Genomic DNA, 20,159 nt, shown 5'->3' with positions numbered 1-20,159 from the left:
ACAGGCCGGTGGCCCGGTTTCACGTGAAACCGGGCCACCGGGACGCGTCCGTGCGGCTCAGGACAGGCGGCGCCGTGCAAGGCCCAGGCGGCGGTCCTTGAGAGCCGGGAACTGCTCGCGGGTGGTACCGACCCTCGCCGGGTCGAATTCCACGGTGAGCACCTCCTCGCCCGCCCCGGCCTCGGCGAGCACCTCGCCCCACGGGTCGACGACGATGCTGTGACCCGCCTGCTCGACGCCCCCGTTGGTGCCCGCCGACCCGACCGCCAGGACGTACGCCTGGTTCTCGACGGCGCGGGCCTGCGCCAGCAGCGTCCAGTGCGAACGACGGCGCTCTGGCCAGCCGGCCGAGACGACCAGGGTTTCGGCCCCCGCGTCGACGAGGCCCCGGAACTGCTCGGGGAAGCGCAGGTCGTAGCAGGTGGCGAGGCCGAGGCAGGTCTCCGGCAGGGCGACGGTGACGAGTTCGTCGCCGGCCCCCATCAGCACGGCCTCGCCCTTGTCGAAGCCGAAGCGGTGAATCTTGCGGTACGCGGCGGCCCGCTCACCCTCGGGCGAGAACACCAGCGAGGTGTTGTAGAGGACGCCGTCCTCGGCGCGCTCGACGAACGATCCGGCGTGCAGCCAGACCCCGGCCTCCGCCGCCGCCTTCGCCATGATGTCGTGCGTGGGTCCGTGCAGCGGTTCGGCCTCGTCGGCGAACGCGGTATAGGCGAACGCACCGACCGGCCAGAGCTCCGGGAGGACCACGAGGTCCGCACCCCGCTGTGCGACGACCAGCGAAGCCGCGTGCTCTCTACGGGAATTGATCGATTCGTCCGGGTTTACTGCTATCTGGATGAGGGAGGCGTGCACACTACCACCGTCCTGGCATGGAAGCCGTCAACGCGGGCCTACGATCGTCACACGAAAGCACTGCCGGGGTGCCTGCTCGCAGCGTAACTTAGCGAGCGAACCTCCCACGCAGCCCGCAGACAGCACCGTCGGTGCCGGCCCCCGTCGGCACTCCCTGCTCTCCAGCCCATGCACCGCAGAACCGCACGAGGGGTCCCGTGACCGTCCATCCCAGCCTCCAGACCTACGCCGATGCCTGGACCCACTCCGTCGAGTCGATATCCGAGCTTGTCAAGCCGCTCGCCGAGGCGGAGTGGAACCGTCGGACGCCCTGCCCGGGGTGGTCGGTGCGCGACATCGTCTCGCACGTCATCGGCATGGAGTGCGAACAGCTCGGCGACCCCCGCCCGATCCACACGCTGCCGCGGGATCTGTACCACGTGCAGAACGACAACCAGCGCTACATGGAGATGCAGGTCGACGTACGGCGCCACCACACCGCGCCGGAGATGACCTCGGAGCTGGAGTACACGCTCATCCGGCGCATGCGTCAGCTGCGCAACGAGTCACGCGCCCCCGAGACGATGGTGCGGGCACCGCTCGGCGCCGAGCAGACGCTGGAACTGGCACTGCGCATGCGGGCCTTCGACGTCTGGGTGCACGAGCAGGACCTGCGCACGACGCTGGGACAGCCCGGCAATCTGGATTCCCCCGGCGCCCTGATCGTCCGGGACACGCTGCTCATCGGCCTGGCGAAGGTGGTCGCCAAGGACGCGGGCGCGCCTCCCAATTCGGCCGTCGTCTTCGACGTGCACGGCCCGCTGGAGTTCCTGCGGACGGTCAGGGTCGACGGCGAGGGCCGCGGCACGGTCGACGGTGCGCCGTCCCTGGGCCCCGCGGCGACCCTGGCGATGGACTGGGAGACGTACTACCGGCTGGCCTGCGGCCGCGTACGGGCGCAGGCCGTGGAGGACCGGATCAAGATCGACGGCGACCAGGACCTGGCTGCCGAGATCCTGCGCCACTTCGCCGTGACCCCGTAACGGGGACCCGGCGCGCCCGTCCCGCCGGCGGACCGGGACGGGCGCGCCGCCGGGACACCGTCAGACGGGCACGTGTACGGCTTCGACCCGGCTGACGACGTGGTGGTCGCGCTCCCTGTACGTGGCGCGGGCGTGCAGCCGCAGGATCTGCACGACTCCGAGTGCCTCCAGGACGAAGACCGAGGCGAACGCGACGCGGTAGTTGTCGCCGGTCGCGTCCAGCAGTACACCGACAGCGAACAGCGTCGTCATCGAGGCGATGAATCCGCCCATGTTGACGATGCCCGAAGCGGTGCCCTGGCGTTCCGGCGGATTGGCCGGCCGGCCGAAGTCGAAGCCGATCATCGAGGCCGGGCCGCACGATCCGAGCACCACGCACAGGGTGATCAGCAACCACATCGGCGCGTGGCCGCCGGGATAGAAGATCGTGGACGCCCAGAGCAGCGCGGTCATCGCGACCGTACCCAGGGCCAGCGGGGCGCGCGCCGCGTGGTGGCGGGCGATGATCTGCCCGTAGACGAGCCCCACCACCATGTTGGAGAGCACCACCAGGGTGAGCAGCTCACCGGCGGTACCCCTGCTGAGCCCCTGCGCCTCGACCAGGAACGGCATGCCCCACAGCAGCAGGAAGACCATGGCGGGGAACTGCGTGGTGAAGTGCACCCACATGCCCAGGCGGGTGCCGGGCTCCCGCCAGGAAGCGGCGATCTGCTTCCGCACGTACGCCGCTCCGGCGTGCTCGGCGGGGGGCGGCTCGTGGCCCTCGGGGTGGTCCTTGAGGAAGAGCAGCAGCAGGCCCAGCACCAGCACGCCCGCCAGCGAGCTGCCGACGAAGGTCGCGGTCCACCCGAACCCGTGCAGCGCGCGGGCGATGAAGAGGGTCGAGACGAGGTTGCCCGCCATCCCGAAGAGGGCGGCCACCTGCCCGATCAGCGGCCCGCGGCGGGCCGGGAACCACCGGGCGCCGAGCCGCAGCACGCTGATGAACGTCATCGCGTCACCGCAGCCGAGCAGCGCGCGGGAGGCGAGCGCCATGCCGTACGAGGGGGAGAGCGCGAAGCCCAGCTGCCCGAGGGTGAAGAGCACCACCCCGATGGTGAGGACCTTCTTGGTGCCGAGCCGGTCGACCATGAGACCCACGGGTATCTGCATGCCGGCATAGACGAGGAGCTGAAGGATGGAGAACGTCGACAGGGCCGAGGCGTTGACGTCGAAGCGGTCGGCGGCGTCGAGTCCGGCCACGCCCAGACTCGTCCGGAAGATGATGGCGACGAAGTAGACCGCGACGCCGATACCCCAGACCCAGGCGGCACGCCGGCCGCCGGGCGGGTCACCCGGCAGGGAGAGGGTGGGGGCCGCGGAGGTCATCGGTCCTCACCCCGGACCAGCACCCTGACGCGGCCGACGTGGCGCCGTACGACCTGTGCGGCGCCCTCGGCATCTCCGGCCCTGATGGCCTCCAGCAGTTCGGCGTGCTCGGTGATGTTGGCGGCGATCCGGCCGGGGTGCGCCTCCATCACGGCGACGCCCATCCGCAACTGCCGGTCCCTGAGCTGGTCGTAGAGACGCGAGAGGATCTCGTTTCCCGCGTTCTTCACGATCTCGGCGTGGAAGCAGCGGTCCTTGACGGACACGGCGGCCAGATCGCCCGCCTCGGCGAGCTCCCGCTGCTCCTCCAGTAGCTGTTCGAGCCTGGCTATCAGCTGTGGCGGTGCGGGCACGGCCTTGCGTGCGGCGAACTCCTCCACGAGCAGCCGGGTCTCCACCACGTCGGAGATCTCCTGCGCGGAGACCGCGAGCACCAGCGCGCCCTTCTTCGGGTAGAGCCTGATCAGCCCTTCGACCTCAAGGCGCAGCAGCGCCTCCCGCACCGGGGTCCGGGACACGCCCACGGTCTCGGCCAGGTCGCCCTCCGTGAGGAACGTACCGCCCTCGTAGCGGCGGTCGAGGACCGCTTCCTTGATGTGGGTGTAGACGCGCTCCGCCGCCGGCGGCGGCTTCGGGTCCGCCTTGCGGGCAGGGGCAGGGGGTGACGCGATGGGGGCGACGGGCATGCACACAGCATAGATACAAGATGGGTACGTCCGCCCTCGCGTCCGCGATCCGGACCGGGGCGCGGCCCGGCCCCCCGCGACCCGCGCCGGTGCGCGATGCGGACAGCCCCGCGGCGCGGGCCCGTGCACCTTCCGGCACCCCGCCGCACCCCGGCCCCGGCTCCGCTTCGTATGATCCGTCCGCCCGGAAATGATTCACCCGTACGGGAGTACATCCATCCGGCCACCTCGCGAGTCTCACCACCGAGCGGCACCCCATGTGGCCGCATTCCGGGTGTATTTGGAGCGTTCGACTTGAACATCGGCCTTAAGGCAATGAACCGCACCACCGTTGCGGCAACCGTGGCTCTCACCGCGGGTGCGGTCCTCGCGGGCAGCGCGTTCGCCTCCTCGGCGCAGGCGGCGACACCGCCGACACCCACGATCACCGCCAAGGGCGGCTTCGTGATGAACAACGGCACCGCGAAGACGCTCTACGGGAAAGCCGCGGACACCCGCCGCTCCACCGGCTCGACGACGAAGATCATGACCGCCAAGGTGGTGCTGGCGCAGAAGAACCTGAACCTCGACGCCAAGGTCACCGTCCAGAAGGCGTACAGCGACTACATCGTCTCGAAGACCGCCTCGTCCGCCCGGCTGATCGTCGGAGACAAGGTCACGGTCCGCCAGCTCCTGTACGGCCTGATGCTGCCGTCGGGCTGTGACGCCGCGTACGCACTCGCCGACAAGTTCGGCTCCGGTTCCACGCGTGCCGCCCGGGTGAAGTCCTTCATCGGCAAGATGAACGCCTCGGCGCAGAGCCTGGGCCTGAAGAACACCCACTTCGACTCGTTCGACGGCATCGGCAGTGGCTCGAACTACTCCACGCCGCGCGACCTCACGAAGATCGCCAGTAGCGCGATGAAGAACTCCACGTTCCGCACGATCGTGAAGACGAAGTCGACGAAGCAGAAGGTCACGACCAAGTCCGGTGGCTACCGCTACATGTCGTGGTCCAACTCCAACGCCATGCTGGGCAGCTACACCGGCATGATCGGTGTGAAGACCGGCTCGGGCCCGACGGCCAAGTACTGCCTGGTCTTCGCCGCGACCCGCAGTGGAAAGACGGTCATCGGGACCGTCCTCACCTCGACGTCGGCGACCACCCGGACGGCCGACGCGAAGAAGCTCCTGGACTACGGCTTCAAGAAGTAACCCGGCCCGCCCGGGCTGAGACACGCAGGCGAAATCGCGCAAGCGGGAACGCACACACGCAGAGGGGCCCGCCGCATCCGCGCGGCGGGCCCCTCTGCGTGGCTTCCTAGCCCCAGGTGATCAGCCGCTTCGGCTGCTCCAGGATCGCCGCGACGTCCGCGAGCACCTTGGAACCGAGCTCGCCGTCGACCAGCCGGTGGTCGAAGGAGAGCGCCAGCGTGGTCACCTGACGGGGCTTCACCTTGCCCTTGTGGACCCAGGGCTGGGGCTTGATCGTCCCGATCGCGAGGATCGCGGACTCGCCCGAGTTGAGGATCGGCGTACCCGTGTCGACGCCGAAGACGCCGACGTTGGTGATGGTCACCGTGCCGCCCGCCATGGCCGCCGGGGACGTCCTGCCCTCGCGCGCCGTGGAGACCAGCTCACCCAGCGCCTCGCCCAGCTGGGGCAGGGTCATGTCGTGGGCGTCCTTGATGTTCGGCACGATCAGACCACGCGGGGTCGCGGCGGCGATGCCCAGATTGACGTAGTGCTTCTGGACGATCTCCTGGCTGGCCTCGTCCCAGGCGGCGTTGACCGCCGGGTTGCGCCTGATCGCGACCAGGAGCGCCTTGGCGATGATCAGGAGCGGATTGACCCGGACTCCCGCCATGTCCTTGTCTTCCTTGAGCTCCGCCACGAGCTTCATCGTGCGCGTCACGTCGACGGTCACGAACTCGGTGACGTGCGGCGCGGTGAAGGCGCTGCCGACCATGGCCTGCGCGATGGCCTTGCGCACGCCCTTGACCGGGATGCGGGTCTCCCGGCCCGCCGGGGCCGGTGAAGAAGCCACCGCCGGCGCGGGGACCTCGGCGCTCACCTCGGTCCGTACAGGGGCCTCGGCGGGAGCCGGCGCGGCGGCCGCGTGCACGTCCTCGCGCGTGATGACGCCGCCCTCGCCGGTCGGGGTCACCGTCGCCAGGTCGATGCCGAGGTCCTTCGCCAGCTTGCGTACCGGCGGCTTGGCGAGCGGACGGCTCTCCGCGGCCTTCGCACCGTGGCCGTTGATCTCGGCCTGGACCGCGGCGGCGGCCGGGCCCGGGACCCCGGCGCCCCTGCGGGCACGGCGCTTGGTGGAGGACTCGGCCACGCCGTAGCCGACGAGTACCGGCTGGCGGCCCTTGGGTGCCTCCGGCTCGGCCTCCTCCACGGGCTGCTGGACCACTGCCGGGGCGGTCTCCGCGGCCGGGGCGTCATCACTGCCCGGTGCCACGTCCACCGCGATGATCACCTCGCCGACGTCGACGGTCGTGCCCTCGGGGAAGCGCAGCTCGTGCACCACCCCGTCGAACGGGATCGGCAGTTCCACAGCGGCCTTGGCCGTCTCGACCTCGCACACCACCTGGCCGTCGGTGACGGTGTCGCCGGGCTGGACGAACCACTTGAGGATTTCCGCCTCGGTCAGCCCTTCGCCCACATCGGGCATCTTGAACTCGCGGAAACGAGCAGACGTTTCGGTCATCGTCGTCACGACCCCTCTCCTCAGTACGCCAGCGAGCGGTCGACGGCGTCGAGCACCCGGTCGAGACCCGGAAGGTACTCGTCCTCGAGCCTGGCCGGCGGATAGGGGGCGTGATAGCCGCCGACCCTCAGCACCGGCGCTTCGAGATGATAGAAGCAGCGCTCCGTGATGCGGGCCGCGATCTCGGCCCCCGAGCCGTAGAACACCGGCGCCTCGTGGACCACCACGAGCCGGCCCGTCTTCTCGACCGAGGTCTGCACGGCGTCGAAGTCGATCGGGGACATCGACCGCAGGTCCAGGACCTCGATCGACTTGCCCTCCTCCTGCGCGGCGGCGGCCGCCTCCAGGCAGACCTTCACCATGGGGCCGTAAGCGACGAGCGTGAGGTCGCTGCCCTCCCGGGCCACGGCGGCCTTGTGGAGCGGGCCGGGGATGGACTCGGTGTCGATCTCGCTCTTGTCCCAGTACCGCCGCTTGGGCTCGAAGAAGATGATCGGATCGTCACTCTGGACGGCCTGCTGCATCATCCAGTAGGCGTCGCTCGCGTTCGACGGCGAGACGACCTTCAGGCCCGCCACGTGTGCGAACAGCGCTTCGGGCGACTCACTGTGGTGCTCGACGGCACCGATGCCGCCTCCGTACGGGATGCGGACGACGACCGGCAGCTTGATCTTGCCGAGCGAACGGGCGTGCATCTTGGCGAGCTGCGTGACGATCTGGTCGTACGCGGGAAACACGAAGCCGTCGAACTGGATCTCGACCACCGGGCGGTAGCCGCGCAGGGCCAGGCCGATCGCCGTGCCGACGATGCCGGACTCTGCGAGCGGGGTGTCGATGACCCGGTCCTCGCCGAAGTCCTTCTGCAGCCCGTCCGTGATCCGGAAGACCCCGCCGAGCTTGCCGACGTCCTCACCCATGATGAGGACCTTGGGGTCGGTCTCGAGAGCCTTGCGCAGCGACTCGTTGAGCGCCTTCGCGATGGACATCTTCTCAGCGGCCATGGCTAGTTGCCCTCCTCGGCGAACGATGCCTGGTAGGCGGCGAACTGGGCGCGCTCCTCGTCGACGAGCGGATTGCCGTCGGCATAGGTGTGGTCGAAGATCGCCAGCCGGTCCGGTTCGGGCATGGCCCGCACCACTTCGCGCACCCGCTTGCCGAGGGCCACGCTCTCCTCCTCCAGCGCGGTGAAGTACGCCGCGTCGGCGAGGTCCTGCTTCTCCATGTAGGTGCGCAGCCGCAGGATCGGGTCCTTCGCCTCCCAGGCCGCCCGCTCCTCGTCCGCCCGGTACTTGGTCGGGTCGTCGGAGGTGGTGTGGGCGCCCATCCGGTAGGTGAACGCCTCGACGAGGGTCGGTCCCTCACCCCGTCGCGCACGCTCCAGCGCCGACCTGGTGACGGCCAGGCACGCCAGTACGTCGTTGCCGTCGACCCGGACGCCGGGGAAACCGAAGCCCTGCGCGCGCTGGTAGAGCGGCACACGCATCTGCTTCTCGGTGGGCTCGGAGATCGCCCACTGGTTGTTCTGGCAGAAGAAGACGACGGGGGCGTTGTAGACGGCGGAGAAGGTGAACGCCTCCGCGACATCGCCCTGGCTGGAGGCGCCGTCACCGAAGTACGCGATCACGGCGGAGTCCGCGCCGTCCTTGGCGACGCCCATGGCGTAGCCGGTGGCGTGCAGCGTCTGCGAGCCGATGACGATCGTGTACAGGTGGAAGTTGTTGGTGGTCGGGTCCCAGCCACCGTGGTTCACACCCCGGAACATCCCGAGCAGATTGGTGGGGTCGACGCCCCGGCACCAGGCGACGCCGTGCTCCCGGTAGGTCGGGAAGACGTAGTCGTCGTCGCGCAGCGCCCGGCCGGAGCCGATCTGCGCGGCCTCCTGGCCCAGCAGCGAGGCCCACAGGCCCAGCTCGCCCTGGCGCTGCAGCGCCGTGGCCTCGGCGTCGAAGCGCCGGGTCAGGACCATGTCCCGGTAAAGACCGCGGAGCTCGTCCGCGCTCAGGTCGATCTCGAAGTCCGGGTGCTCGACCCGCTCGCCCTCGGGCGTCAGGAGCTGTACCAGCTGGGGGCCGGAACCCTCCGGCGTCTTCGCGGGCGTCTTCGCGGCGCTGGTCCGCTTGCTGCTGCGTCGCGGTTTGCGCGCGGCAGTGCTCTCCACGGTCACGTGCGTGCTCCTCCGTCGGTCCGGCCCCCGGGATGGCCGGGAAGCCAGTGCGGCTCGCCTGTGGTCCGGGCCCGTGCACGGGGTGGGTGCCGCTCGGCCGGGAACAGGCGTGACAGGTGCCCCGGCGAGCGCCTGTCATAAGCACGTTACCCAGTGCACCGCACAACTGCGAAACACCTTGTGACCTGCGTTTTTGCTTGGATTTCCAAGTAAATCGCGAAAACCGCGAACTCTCGCTGGTCACAGCACTGGTAACACCCTGGCAGGCGGCCGGAACAACGGCACGTTATCCCGGCCGGCAGCCCCAGGGAAGAGCAAACGGCAGGGGAGTGTGTGAGACTGCGAATGTGCGCGAAGAAGGAAAAATCAGGGTATTTCTGCTCGATGATCACGAAGTCGTCCGGCGCGGCGTCCATGAGCTGCTGACCGCCGAGGAGGACATCGAGGTCGTCGGCGAAGCCGGCACAGCCGCGGACGCGCTCGCCCGGATTCCCGCGACCCGGCCCGACGTCGCCGTCCTGGACGTGCGGCTGCCGGACGGCAGCGGGGTGGAGGTCTGCCGCGAGGTCCGCTCCCGGGACGAGAACATCAGGTGCCTGATGCTCACTTCGTACGCCGATGACGAGGCCCTCTTCGACGCGATCATGGCGGGCGCCTCGGGTTACGTACTGAAGGCCATCCGCGGCAACGAGCTGCTCAGCGCCGTGCGCGACGTGGCAGCCGGCAAATCCCTGCTGGACCCGGCGGCCACCGCACGCGTGCTGGAACGGCTGCGCGAGGGCAAGGACGGCAAGGCCGACGACCGGCTCGCCGGGCTCACCGACCAGGAGCGCCGGATTCTCGACCTGATCGGCGAGGGGCTGACGAACCGGGTGATCGGGGAGCGGCTGCACCTGGCCGAGAAGACCATCAAGAACTACGTCTCCAGCCTGCTCTCCAAGCTGGGCATGGAGCGGCGGTCCCAGGCGGCGGCGTACGTGGCGAGGCTGCAGGCCGAGAAGCGCTGAGAGGGCGGACACGGTGCCGGAACCTTGGCCCCCGCCTCGCCGGGGCGCCAGGGACCTCCCCGGCCCGGCCAGGGACTTTGGTCCCCGCCCGCCGGGGCCGCGGACCCTTACACCGCTCCTACCCGTCCCGGAGAGTGGTGGCATGTTTTCTTGCCGCCCTTCCGACACCGCCGGAACCGTGACTGGTTCCGGCTCGTCCGGCACTGCGGGTTCCTCCGGTACCTCCGTCACGGACAGGCTCCGCGCCGTCGAGCTGCTCGGCAGCGTCCGTCACGGCCGTATGGCCATGAGCATGCGCGCCCTGCCGTTCCTCGCGGTGGCCAGGCACCTGGTGATCGAGGGCCGTGTGGTGCTGCGGATGCACAGAGGGGTCGGCTTCCACGAGTCCTGCGACGGAAGCGTCGTCGCGTACGGGGCGGACAACTTCAGCCTCCCCGCGTCCGGTGGTGGCGCGGGAGACCTCTGGTCGGTGCAGTTCACCGGCCCGGTCGAGATCGTGCATCCACCCTCCGACCAGCGTGAACGCTTCGGGACCGGTCCGACCGAGGTCAACGGCGAACTGTTCGATCCCGTGTATCTGAGGCTCGATCCACACCTCGCCCATATGCACACTCTGGCTTTCGACGCAAGCCCGTAAGGGCAGACACGTAGCGTCACCTAACATGTGTCGAGTGCTGTGCTCATCTGTGACCTTCCCACCTGTCCCTCCGGTCGGCGAGGTCCTGCGCCGGCACCCGGACGCCGGCGAACTCCTCGCCTGCGAACCCCTCAGCAAGGGCCTGCTCAACCACGGTTATCGCGTGTCCACCACCCGCGGTTCGTACTTCCTCAAGCACCACCTCGACAAGCACCACCTGGACGATGCCAGCGGTGACCACGCCACGATCGTCCGGCAGCACAGGGCGACCCAGCGGCTGCACTCGCTCGGTGTGCCGGTCGCCCCTCCCCTCGCGGACACGCAGGGTGACACGGTCACGGTGATCGACGGGCAGCGTTACGCCCTCCACCGCTGGGTGGACGGCCTCCACCGGGACGGCACCCAGCTGACGACCGCCCAGTCACGCCGGCTCGGGGCCCTCCTCGGAGCCGTGCACACAGGTCTGGAGCAGGTCATGGAAGCGGACCCGCCACCTCCGGCCCGAGGCCGCAGTCCCGACCCCGCCGATACGTTCACACTGATCGACGAGCTGCTCACGGCGGCGCGGCGGCTGGGCCCCCGGGACGCGTTCGACGAGCTCGCCGTGCATCGTCTCGTCGAACGGCGAGCCCTGCTGGAGCAGCACGCGCACCGCCGCCCGCCCACACCCGAAAGCTCTGCGAGGGGATGGGTGCACGGCGACTTCCACCCGCTCAATCTGCTCTACCGGGGCGCCGACCCCGTCGCGATCGTGGACTGGGACCGCCTCGGTGTACAGCCGCGCGCGGAGGAGGCCGTACGGGCTGCGGCGATCTTCTTCGTCCGGCCGGACGGGGAGCTGGCGCTGGAGAAGGTGCGGGCGTACGCCCGCGCCTACCGCCGGTCGGCGGGCGCCGGAGCGGCCGAGCTGGCGGCCGCGGTGCACCGGGTCTGGTGGGAGCGCCTCAACGACTTCTGGATACTGCGCTGGCGTTACCGCCTCAACGACCGCAGGGCCGACCCGCAGTTCCCTGCGGTGTCGGCCCTGGCGGTGTGGTGGACGCGCCACTACGAGGCGGTCGGCGAGGCCTTCACGGGGTGAGGGCCTCCGCCCCCACTGCCCGCGGCGCCCGGCGTCACTACCCGGTGGTCGTGCCCGTGGCACCCGCGGCGGCGCCTGCCGCGGTGCCCGCCGGGGTGCCGCCGGCCGTGGATCCGTCCGTCGTCCCTCCCGAGTCGTCGCCGGTGGTGCCCTCGTCGGTGCCGCCGTCGGTGGTCCCACCGTCGTCACCGGTGCCGCCGTCCGTCGTCGTACCGCCGTCGGACGTTCCGCCCGTGGCCGGGTCCGGCGACGAGGGCGTCTCCGAGGGCTCCTCCGTCGGCTCGGTCGGTTCGTCCGACGGCGTGTACGTGGGCTCCTCGGTGGGCCACGACTGGCCGCCGGTGGAGTCGTCCGTCTCCTCCGTCTCCTCAGTCTCCTCGTCCGTCGGCTCCGAAGAGGACGGGGTCGACGACGGGGAGGACGAGGTGGAGGGCTTGGCCGGGGGCTTCTTGGTGTCGCCACCGCCGGCCGCCTGGAGCGCGAAGGCGACACCCGCACCGATCGCGATCAGCGCGAGCAGGACGAACAGCCACATCTTGCCGCGGCCACCGCCGTTGTGATGACCGCCGGCGTACGCCCCGTCGTCGGGGTTCATGGGAGGCAGGATCGGGCCCTGCGAGGTGTCCCCGTGCATCGGGCGCCCCATGGCCGCCGTACTGCCGCCCATGTTCATCGCAGCGGTGTGACCGCCGTCGTTCGCGTTGACCGGGCCGGTGTTCCACGTGCCCGTGTGACCGCCCTGGACCTGAAGCATCTGCAGGCTGTACTGGACGAGGCCGCGCATCTCCTCGGCGCTCTGGAACCGGTCGTCCGGATCCTTCGCGAGGGAGCGCATGACGAGCCCGTCCAGCTCCGGCGGGACCGAGCCTTCGGTCTGGGAGGGCGGGACCGGCATGTCCTGGACGTGCTGATAGACGACGGAGAGCGGGGTCTCGCCCGTGAACGGGGGCCGCAGAGCCAGCAGCTCGTAGAGCAGACAGCCGGTGGCGTACAGGTCGGAGCGGTGGTCGACCGCCTTGCCGAGCGCCTGCTCGGGGGAGAGGTACTGCGGCGTGCCCATGACCATGCCGGTCTGGGTCATCGTCGACTGGGCGCCGTGCAGCGCGCGGGCGATACCGAAGTCCATCACCTTGACCGCGCCGGAGTGCGTGATGATCACGTTCGCCGGCTTGATGTCACGGTGCACGATGCCGTGCTGGTGGGAGTACGCCAGGGCTTCCAGGACCCCCGACACGATGATCAGTGCCTGCTCGGGCGGCGGGGCCTCGGCCTGAAGCAGCAGGTCACGGATGGTGTTGCCCTCGACGAGCTCCATGACGATGTAGGGCACGGTCGCCCCGCCCACGACGTCCTCGCCGGAGTCGTACACGGCGACGATCGCGTGGTGGTTGAGCCCCGCGACCGACTGCGCCTCACGCGTGAAGCGGGCCTTGGAGACCGGGTCCTCGGCGAGGTCGGAACGGAGCAGCTTCACTGCCACCGTGCGTCCCAGACGGACGTCCTCCGCGGCGTAGACCTCGGCCATGCCGCCGCGGCCGAGCCGGTGGGTCATGCGGTAACGGCCGTCTCCGACCACACCGCCGACACCCCAGGAGTCGGTGCCATCCGAAACTCCGCCGCCGTTTGCTTCGGAATCGGGTGCCATCAGTCCTCGCCGTCGTTTCTGTCCGCGCGTCCGCGGGTTCTCACGGTGCTTTGCTGCATTGCCACGTCACGCTACAGCCTCTGTGCCACCCACCCGTTTTCAGAGTGACGGGCCATCCAATCGGCTCGCGCGCCGTCCGCGCAAATTCCATGCGCTTCCTGTAACGCTTCCGAGACGCTTCTTGTGCGTAGGGTCACGGAACGGGCACCCGGCTTGACGTGTCGTACCCCTCGGGCAGACTTGGCCGGTAACAGGGATGATCGCGTCCGTCGGGCGCCGAGGGGGATGCAAGTCATGAGCCACGACGGCGCACAGGGGCGCTACGCGGGCGGTTCCGTGGCCGGCGGCCGCTACCAGCTGCGCGATCTTCTCGGCGAGGGCGGCATGGCGTCCGTCTACCTCGCGTACGACTCCGCACTGGACCGGCAGGTCGCCATCAAGACGCTGCACACGGAACTGGGGCGCGAGCAGTCCTTCCGCGAGCGGTTCCGGCGCGAGGCGCAGGCCGTCGCCAAGCTGCAGCACACCAACATCGTCTCGGTGTTCGACACGGGCGAGGACGAGCTCGGCGGCGCACTGATGCCGTACATCGTCATGGAGTACGTCGAGGGGCAGCCCCTCGGCTCCGTGCTCCAGTCGGACATCCAGCAGTACGGCGCGATGCCCGCCGACAAGGCGCTCAAGGTGACGGCCGATGTGCTGGCCGCCCTGGAGACCAGCCACGAGATGGGCCTCGTCCACCGCGACATCAAGCCCGGCAACGTCATGATGACCAAGCGCGGCGTCGTCAAGGTGATGGACTTCGGTATCGCCCGGGCCATGCAGTCGGGCGTCACGTCGATGACGCAGACCGGAATGGTCGTCGGCACCCCTCAGTACCTCTCCCCCGAGCAGGCGCTCGGCCGCGGCGTCGACGCGCGCTCCGACCTCTACTCGGTCGGCATCATGCTCTTCCAGCTGCTCACGGGGCGCATCCCGTTCGATGCGGACTCCCCGCTCGCCATCGCTTACGCGCATGTGCAGGAGGAGCCGGTCGCCCCGTCGAGCATCAACCGGTCGGTCACCCCCGCGATGGACGCCCTGGTCGCCCGCGCGCTGAAGAAGAACCCGAACGAGCGCTTCCCGAGCGCCGCGGCGATGCAGGACGAGGTCGCGCGCGTGCTGAGCGCGAACGGCCCCGCGGGCGCCCCCGCGATCATCGGCGGCGTCACCCCGGCGAACAGCGGCTCGGGCGTCGGCTCGGCGGTCTTCCCGCCCGTCGACCAGGCCACCGCGCCGCCGCAGGGCGTGCAGACGCCGTACCAGCCGCAAACCCACCCGCAGCACCAGCCGGGTCCTTACGGCGTTCCGACCCCCGCTCCCACGCCGGGCTACGGCTACCCGCAGGCGGCTCAGCCTTACGGGACTCCGGCGCACCTGGGACAGCATTCCCCGCCCCCGCACGCCATGTCGCCGCAGACGGCGACCGGCTCCGGCGGCAGCAGCGGATCCAAGCGCAACATGCCGGTCGTCCTGGGGTCGATCGTGGTCGCCCTGGTCGCGATCGGCGGCCTGGTCGCCTACCTGAACATGGGCGGCGAATCGGAGAACGCCAAGGGCGGCGACCCGAGTTCCAGCGAGTCCACCGCCGCCGGGGAGCACAAGCCCCCGGAGCGGAACCGGACGATGGACGAGGAGGACTGCACCGACGCCACCGAGGACTCGAACGACCCGGCGAAGGTCCAGGCCCCGAACTTCGTCTACAAGGACATCATCTCCGCAAGGTCCTGTGCGGACGCGGCCGGCTGGACGGTCAAGGTCATCGAGGTGGAGGGCAACACCTACGCCGAGGACCAGGTCACCGACCAGTTCCCGACCACGGGCACGGCCGTGCCGGAGCGGGGCGCGCACTTCGAACTGCGGATCGCTACGGGGGACCCGGCCTGACCGGCCCTTCCCTTCTCCACCGTCCGCTCCCGCCGCCTTCGGCCGGGCTGTTCCGGCCCGCGGGTGAGATGCGGCTTACGGGCGTCTCCGGGATGCTGGAGACATCAAGGCATGTGACGCTGATCTCATGCCCCCAGGACTCCCGGCTTCGCGGTCGTCACGGTGCGTCGCCTGCCTGGTGACGGTGGTCTGCGTGGCACTCGGCCCCACCGCCTGGGCATACGGGGACAACGGACCGACGGCGTCCGCCGGCCCGGGGCACCTGGCACCGGCGAAGCCCTCGGGCTCCCCTTCTCCCACCGTGAGCTCCTCCGCCGAGGAGCCGCCTCTGGCCGGCCGACAGGCCGGGGAGGGCAGGGCTCGGCCCGGGCGGTCGCTCTCTCCCATGGAGACCGCGGACTCCGAGGCCACGGCGGACGAGATGCCACCGGATCCGGACCCCGTGGACGTACCCGCGTTCACACCGCCGCCCGAGGCGTTCCCGCAGCCGGGTGAGTCGCCACGGCAGCGGCAGGCACTGGACGAGCCCGCCCTGCCGCATGTGCGAGACGTGTCGCTGGGCAGCGGAATCGCACTGGTCGGGCTGGGGCTGGCGTTCCTGGCGTTCCGCATGCGCCGCGCGAACTGACCCTGCCCGCTGCGGATGGCTCGATGCGCCGACGCCCTCGGTGCCGGCACCCTCGGTCGCCTCGGTGCCATAGGTGCCTCAGTGTCATAGATGCCTCAGCGCCATAGGGGTCCCGGCGCCCTCTGTGCCCCGGCACCCTGGAAGAGGGTGATCATCCATTTCCGGGGGCACCACCATGGTGCGAGGTCTGTGTGCGAGACAATGGCGTCATGGAGATGCCGAGGAATGAACGGTCGCAGGAGCACCCCCAAGTCCTCGTGGTGGGGCAGGACGGAATGGCCATCGGCGGCGGTGGCGGTGACGACGAGTCGCGCGAGGTACCGGTGACGGAGATGGTCGAGCAGCCCGCGAAGGTCATGCGCATCGGCAGCATGATCAAGCAGCTTCTGGAGGAGGTCAGGGCGGCTCCTCTCGACGAGGCGAGCCGGGTCAGGCTGAAGGAGATCCACGCGAGCTCGGTGAAGGAGCTCGAGGACGGTCTGGCGCCGGAGCTCGTGGAGGAGCTGGAACGCCTCTCGCTGCCGTTCACCGAGGAGTCCGTTCCTTCCGAAGCCGAGCTGCGGATCGCGCAGGCCCAGCTGGTCGGGTGGCTGGAGGGGCTCTTCCACGGTATTCAGACGGCACTGTTCGCCCAGCAGATGGCGGCCCGTGCGCAACTGGAGTCCATGCGCCGTGCCCTTCCTCCGGGTGTCGGGCATGAGGACGAGGAAGGCGGCGTCGATCCGCACGGTCCGGCACGCTCCGGCCCTTATCTGTAGCACCAGTCCTCCACCGACCGCGGTACGCACCGGGGCCCGGCACTCGCGATGTCGCGATGTGTGCCGGGCCCCGGCGTTTGCCAGCCTGTGGTGGGCGTCGTGGTGCGTCGCGTTTCCGCGCCTCGGGCCGTTCGACGTCAGGCGTGCGCCGGTCAGGCCTGCGCCGGTCAGACCGCCGGCGCCGCGAGGAGGATCTTGCCGACGTGGCTGCTGGACTCCATCAGCCGGTGTGCCTCCGCTGCCTCCGCCATCGGCACCGTGCGGTCCACGACGGGCCGGACGACGCCATCGGCGAGCAGCGGCCACACATGTTCGCGTACCGCCGCGATGATCGCGGCCTTCTCCGCGAGCGGCCGCGCGCGCAGCGAGGTCGCCGTGACGGCGGCCCGCTTGCTCAGCAGGGCGCTGAGGTTCAGCTCGCCCTTCGCTCCGCCCTGGAGGCCGATGATGGCGAGACGGCCGTTCACCGCCAGTGCCCGCACGTTCCGGTCCAGATACTTCGCCCCGACGATGTCGAGGATCACATCCGCTCCCGCACCGTCCGTCGCCTTGCGCAGTTCCTCGACGAAGTCCTGCTCGCGGTAGTCGATGAGGATGTCGGCGCCGAGTTCCTGACAACGCGCCAGCTTCCCGGGACTCCCCGCAGTCACCGCGACGCGCGCGCCGACTGCCTTTGCGAGCTGGATCGCCATAGTGCCGATCCCGCTGGACCCGCCGTGCACCAGAAGCGTCTCACCGGGGCGCAGGTGGGCCACCATGAAGACGTTGGACCAGACGGTGGCCGCCACCTCGGGCAGCGCGGCGGCCTGCGTCAGGTCCACGCCGTCGGGCACGGGCAGCAGCTGCCCGGCCGGCACGGCGACCTTCTGCGCGTATCCGCCGCCCGCGAGCAGTCCGCAGACCTCGTCGCCCACGGACCACCCGGTCACCCCGGGGCCGAGTGCCGCGATGCGGCCCGCGCACTCGAGGCCGGGGTAGGGCGAGGCGCCGGGCGGAGGATTGTAGAAACCCTGCCGCTGCAGAACGTCGGCCCGGTTGACCGCGCTGGACACGACCTCGACGAGTACCTCGCCCTCGCCTGGTACGGGATCGGGGACCTCGGCCCATACGAGCGCTTCGGGGCCGCCGGGTTCGGGGATCGTGATCGCATGCATGGCCGCGAGGCTACTCCGTACAGCGTCCCGGACGCGGGCGGACCTGGCTGCGTCGCGCCCGGATCCCGAGGCGTCACACCCTGATCCTGCGCGCTACGGCCGCTGGTTGGGCTGCTGGGGATGGTTCGCCGACGAGGTGTGGAGCGGAGAGGCCCGCACGATCGTGATCAGCCGGTCCGTCAGCTGCAGCGGACTGGCCGCCGGGTCGTCGTAGCCGAGAAGCCGGTGGCCACGCAGGACACTGACCACCAGGTCGTCGGTCTCCCGGACGCTCTTGCCCACCTCGGCCTTTATGACCGGCCGTTCGACCAGATCGAGCCCGCTGCCCTGCTGGATCAGATCCTCCATCACCGTGCCCGCGCTGGGACTGAGGACTGACAGCCCGAGCAGACGGCCCGCAGCGCTCGCGCTGGTGATCACGGCGTCGGCGCCGGACTGCCGGAGCAGTGGCGCGTTCTCCTCCTCGCGCACAGCAGCCACGATCTTGGCGCCCCGGTTGAGCTGACGCGCGGTCAAGGCGACCAGTACGGCGGTGTCATCGCGCTGGGTGGCGATGATGATCTGACGAGCCTTCTGAAGTTCGGCTCGCAACAGCACATCGCTGCGTGTCGCATCGCCCAGCACACCGACGAAGCCTTCGGCGTTGGCGGCTTCGATCACCTTTCCGGCCGGATCGACAATGACGATCTGGTCCTTCTTGAGACCGGTGGCACAGAGCGTCTGGATCGCCGATCGGCCCTTCGTGCCGAAGCCGACGACCACTGTGTGTTCACGCAAGTTGGTTCTCCAACGGTTCAGGCGAAAGTCCTCCCGGGTCCGTTCCGTCAGGACCTCAAGGGTGGTGCCGACCAGGATGATCAGGAAGAGCACGCGCAACGGCGTCACCAGCACCACGTTCACGAGCCGGGCCGGGTCGCTGTACGGGACGATGTCGCCGTAGCCGGTCGTCGACAGCGTCACTGTCGCGTAGTAGACGGCGTCGAGGAAGTCGACCTTGTCGTCCGCGTTGTCGTGGTATCCGTCACGGTCGGCCCAGACGATGAAGACCGTGGTGGCCAGCACCGTGAGAGCCATCGCCAGTCGCTTCGCCACCTGACGCAGCGGCCTGTCGACCACCCTCCGGGGCAGAAGCACCCGGGTCGGGACGACATGTTCGTCTGCGCGCCTGGCCATTGCGTCGTGGCCGGGAAGTTTCACGTGAAACACCCTTCCGTCCACGGCGACGCCGAGGCCCACGGTAGATCGAGGATCTCCACCTCGGTGCCGGACCGTACCCCGCCGGGCGGCACCACGGCCAGCCCGTCCGCGGCGGCGATCCCCCGGAGCATGGCGGGGCCGTTGTAATGGAGGGCCACGACGCTTTCGTCGCGATGGACCACAGGGATCAGCCGGGTGTCATGCGGGTGCCCGTGCACCTCTTCGTGGACGGGTGCGCTGTAGCGGTCCGGAGCGGACCTGCCTGCGATTGCCCGGAGCAGAGGCTCGGCCAGCGTCAGCAGCCCGGACACCGCGGCGAGGGGGTTGCCGGGCAGGCCCACCAGGCAAGGGCCGCCCTCTGCGAGCCGCGCCAGCAGCATCGGATGGCCAGGACGCACAGCCACTCCGTCGACCAGTAGCTCGGCCCCGATGTCGGCCAGGACCGGGTGGACGTGGTCCACCGGGCCGGACGCTGTCCCGCCCGTGGTGAGGATCAGATCGGCATCGGACGAGACGAGAGCATGACGAAGCGCCTCGGCGTCATCGTCGAGGCGCCTGGGCTCGGCGACCTCGGCCCCCAAAGAGCGGAGCCAAGGGGCCAGCATGGGGCCGAGCGCGTCCCGGATCAGCCCGTCCCGCGGGAGCCCCGCGGTGAGTAGCTCGTCACCGAGGACGAAGACGTCCACACGGGGTCGGGGTACGGCTACAAGGGCGTCGTAACCCGCGGCAGCCGCCAGGCCGAGAACCGGCGGGGTCACCACGGTTCCGACGGGAAGGAGCTCGTCACCGGACCTGCATTCCTGCCCCCGGGGCCGGATGTCCTGGCCAGGGACGACTTCGCGGGTGGCGTGCAGCAGCCCCTTGGCCTCGTCGCAGTGTGCATGCTCGCTGCGGATGACGGCAGTGGCGTCCGCCGGAAGACGTGCGCCGGTGGCGATCCGGAGGGCCTGCCCGTCCGGGAGCGGCTCTGCCGCTCCGCGTCCGGCGAGCAGCCCTTCGCCCTCCCGCACGCTCCAGGGGCCCGGCCCCGCGACGGCCCAGCCGTCCATCGCCGAGGTGTCGAACGACGGCAGATCAGTGAGCGCGACAACGGCCTCGGACAGGACATGCCCGAGAGCCCGGTCGAGAGGGAGCCGGTGGGCGGCGAGGGGAGCGGCACGGCCGAGACGCTCGGCCAGAGCGCGCGCCCCCGCCCAGGCGGTGGCCCTTGCCCGGTGGTCGTGTGAAGAGGACGGAGAGTGTCGGGCCGACGAGGTTCCGTGACCGCTGGTATGACCCGAGGGGACCGACGCGTCCGGGGCCGGAGCGGGGGGGCTCGGTGGCGGGGAGCTCGGGG

At 70.1% G+C, this 20,159-nt stretch carries 18 protein-coding genes; 8 read left to right on the top strand and 10 right to left on the bottom strand.

The genetic code is table 11. The annotated features are described in order from the left end of the window. Positions 1-57: 57 nt before the first annotated feature. Positions 58-855: a carbon-nitrogen family hydrolase gene (locus tag BFF76_RS05715; RefSeq protein WP_065847456.1), complete on the bottom strand. Its 798-nt coding sequence runs from the start codon at positions 853-855 to the stop codon at positions 58-60. Between the two features lie 197 nt (positions 856-1,052). Between BFF76_RS05715 and BFF76_RS05710 the strand changes: the two genes are divergently transcribed. Further along, positions 1,053-1,877 (top strand): maleylpyruvate isomerase family mycothiol-dependent enzyme, encoded by an 825-nt coding sequence (locus BFF76_RS05710; protein WP_031090531.1) that lies wholly within the window; start codon positions 1,053-1,055, stop codon positions 1,875-1,877. Between the two features lie 60 nt (positions 1,878-1,937). Here the strand turns inward: BFF76_RS05710 and BFF76_RS05705 are convergent, their stop codons facing one another. Both BFF76_RS05705 and BFF76_RS05700 read right to left on the bottom strand, forming a co-directional pair. Further along, positions 1,938-3,245 (bottom strand): MFS transporter, encoded by a 1,308-nt coding sequence (locus tag BFF76_RS05705; protein WP_065847454.1) that lies wholly within the window; start codon positions 3,243-3,245, stop codon positions 1,938-1,940. After that, positions 3,242-3,931 (bottom strand): GntR family transcriptional regulator, encoded by a 690-nt coding sequence (locus BFF76_RS05700; protein WP_031090528.1) that lies wholly within the window; start codon positions 3,929-3,931, stop codon positions 3,242-3,244. Before BFF76_RS05700 ends, BFF76_RS05705 begins: the two co-directional genes overlap by 4 nt. Before the next feature lie 315 nt (positions 3,932-4,246). On the opposite strand from BFF76_RS05700, the gene BFF76_RS05695 reads away from it, so the two are divergent. After that, entirely contained in the window at positions 4,247-5,125 is an 879-nt protein-coding gene (locus tag BFF76_RS05695; RefSeq protein ID WP_053929527.1) for a D-alanyl-D-alanine carboxypeptidase family protein, read from the top strand. A gap of 106 nt (positions 5,126-5,231) precedes the next feature. Here the strand turns inward: BFF76_RS05695 and BFF76_RS05690 are convergent, their stop codons facing one another. Genes BFF76_RS05690 through pdhA form a run of 3 tightly spaced genes read right to left on the bottom strand, consistent with a single transcriptional unit; the run spans position 5,232 to position 8,790 of the window. After that, entirely contained in the window at positions 5,232-6,635 is a 1,404-nt protein-coding gene (locus BFF76_RS05690) for a dihydrolipoamide acetyltransferase family protein (RefSeq protein WP_031090525.1), read from the bottom strand. 11 nt (positions 6,636-6,646) lie between these two features. Further along, entirely contained in the window at positions 6,647-7,627 is a 981-nt protein-coding gene (locus tag BFF76_RS05685; RefSeq protein ID WP_031090523.1) for an alpha-ketoacid dehydrogenase subunit beta, read from the bottom strand. Between the two features lie 2 nt (positions 7,628-7,629). After that, positions 7,630-8,790 carry a pyruvate dehydrogenase (acetyl-transferring) E1 component subunit alpha gene (gene pdhA, locus BFF76_RS05680; protein WP_031090520.1) on the bottom strand — a complete coding sequence of 387 codons (1,161 nt, stop codon included), beginning with the start codon at positions 8,788-8,790 and terminating at the stop codon, positions 7,630-7,632. Positions 8,791-9,137: 347 nt separating this feature from the next. On the opposite strand from pdhA, the gene BFF76_RS05675 reads away from it, so the two are divergent. The 3 genes from BFF76_RS05675 to BFF76_RS05665 all read left to right on the top strand — a co-directional run bounded on the left by BFF76_RS05675 (position 9,138) and on the right by BFF76_RS05665 (position 11,515). Next, positions 9,138-9,797: a response regulator gene (locus BFF76_RS05675; RefSeq protein ID WP_031090519.1), complete on the top strand. Its 660-nt coding sequence runs from the start codon at positions 9,138-9,140 to the stop codon at positions 9,795-9,797. A 280-nt stretch (positions 9,798-10,077) separates the two neighbouring features. Beyond that, positions 10,078-10,434 carry a pyridoxamine 5'-phosphate oxidase family protein gene (locus tag BFF76_RS05670; RefSeq protein ID WP_051834507.1) on the top strand — a complete coding sequence of 119 codons (357 nt, stop codon included), beginning with the start codon at positions 10,078-10,080 and terminating at the stop codon, positions 10,432-10,434. 25 nt (positions 10,435-10,459) lie between these two features. After that, complete coding sequence (locus BFF76_RS05665) at positions 10,460-11,515, top strand: phosphotransferase (RefSeq protein ID WP_053929529.1); 1,056 nt, start codon at positions 10,460-10,462, stop codon at positions 11,513-11,515. 37 nt (positions 11,516-11,552) lie between these two features. On the opposite strand, the gene BFF76_RS05660 is transcribed toward BFF76_RS05665, so the two are convergent. Then, complete coding sequence (locus BFF76_RS05660) at positions 11,553-13,160, bottom strand: protein kinase domain-containing protein (RefSeq protein ID WP_031090511.1); 1,608 nt, start codon at positions 13,158-13,160, stop codon at positions 11,553-11,555. A 294-nt stretch (positions 13,161-13,454) separates the two neighbouring features. On the opposite strand from BFF76_RS05660, the gene BFF76_RS05655 reads away from it, so the two are divergent. The 3 genes from BFF76_RS05655 to BFF76_RS05645 all read left to right on the top strand — a co-directional run bounded on the left by BFF76_RS05655 (position 13,455) and on the right by BFF76_RS05645 (position 16,472). After that, positions 13,455-15,086, top strand: a complete 1,632-nt coding sequence (locus BFF76_RS05655) for a protein kinase domain-containing protein (RefSeq protein ID WP_065847453.1) — start codon at positions 13,455-13,457, stop codon at positions 15,084-15,086. 385 nt (positions 15,087-15,471) lie between these two features. Further along, on the top strand, positions 15,472-15,714 hold the full coding sequence (locus BFF76_RS05650) for a hypothetical protein (RefSeq protein WP_053929531.1): 243 nt from the start codon (positions 15,472-15,474) through the stop codon (positions 15,712-15,714). 209 nt (positions 15,715-15,923) lie between these two features. Beyond that, complete coding sequence (locus tag BFF76_RS05645; protein ID WP_078850494.1) at positions 15,924-16,472, top strand: bacterial proteasome activator family protein; 549 nt, start codon at positions 15,924-15,926, stop codon at positions 16,470-16,472. A 167-nt stretch (positions 16,473-16,639) separates the two neighbouring features. Here BFF76_RS05645 and BFF76_RS05640 read toward each other — a convergent pair whose 3' ends face one another. The 3 genes from BFF76_RS05640 to BFF76_RS05630 all read right to left on the bottom strand — a co-directional run. Beyond that, complete coding sequence (locus BFF76_RS05640; protein ID WP_053929532.1) at positions 16,640-17,626, bottom strand: NAD(P)H-quinone oxidoreductase; 987 nt, start codon at positions 17,624-17,626, stop codon at positions 16,640-16,642. A 93-nt stretch (positions 17,627-17,719) separates the two neighbouring features. Beyond that, positions 17,720-18,862 (bottom strand): potassium channel family protein, encoded by a 1,143-nt coding sequence (locus BFF76_RS05635; protein ID WP_031090500.1) that lies wholly within the window; start codon positions 18,860-18,862, stop codon positions 17,720-17,722. Then, a partial coding sequence (locus BFF76_RS05630; protein ID WP_244167230.1) for a molybdopterin molybdotransferase MoeA occupies positions 18,820-20,159 on the bottom strand: 1,340 nt, incomplete at its 5' end. The genes BFF76_RS05635 and BFF76_RS05630, both read right to left, overlap by 43 nt.

Source organism: Streptomyces mutomycini (genome assembly GCF_001700505.1).
Taxonomy (GTDB): Bacteria; Actinomycetota; Actinomycetes; order Streptomycetales; family Streptomycetaceae; genus Streptomyces; species Streptomyces mutomycini.
Note: the sequence above shows the minus strand (reverse complement) of the source record. Positions and strands in the feature narration are given on the sequence as shown.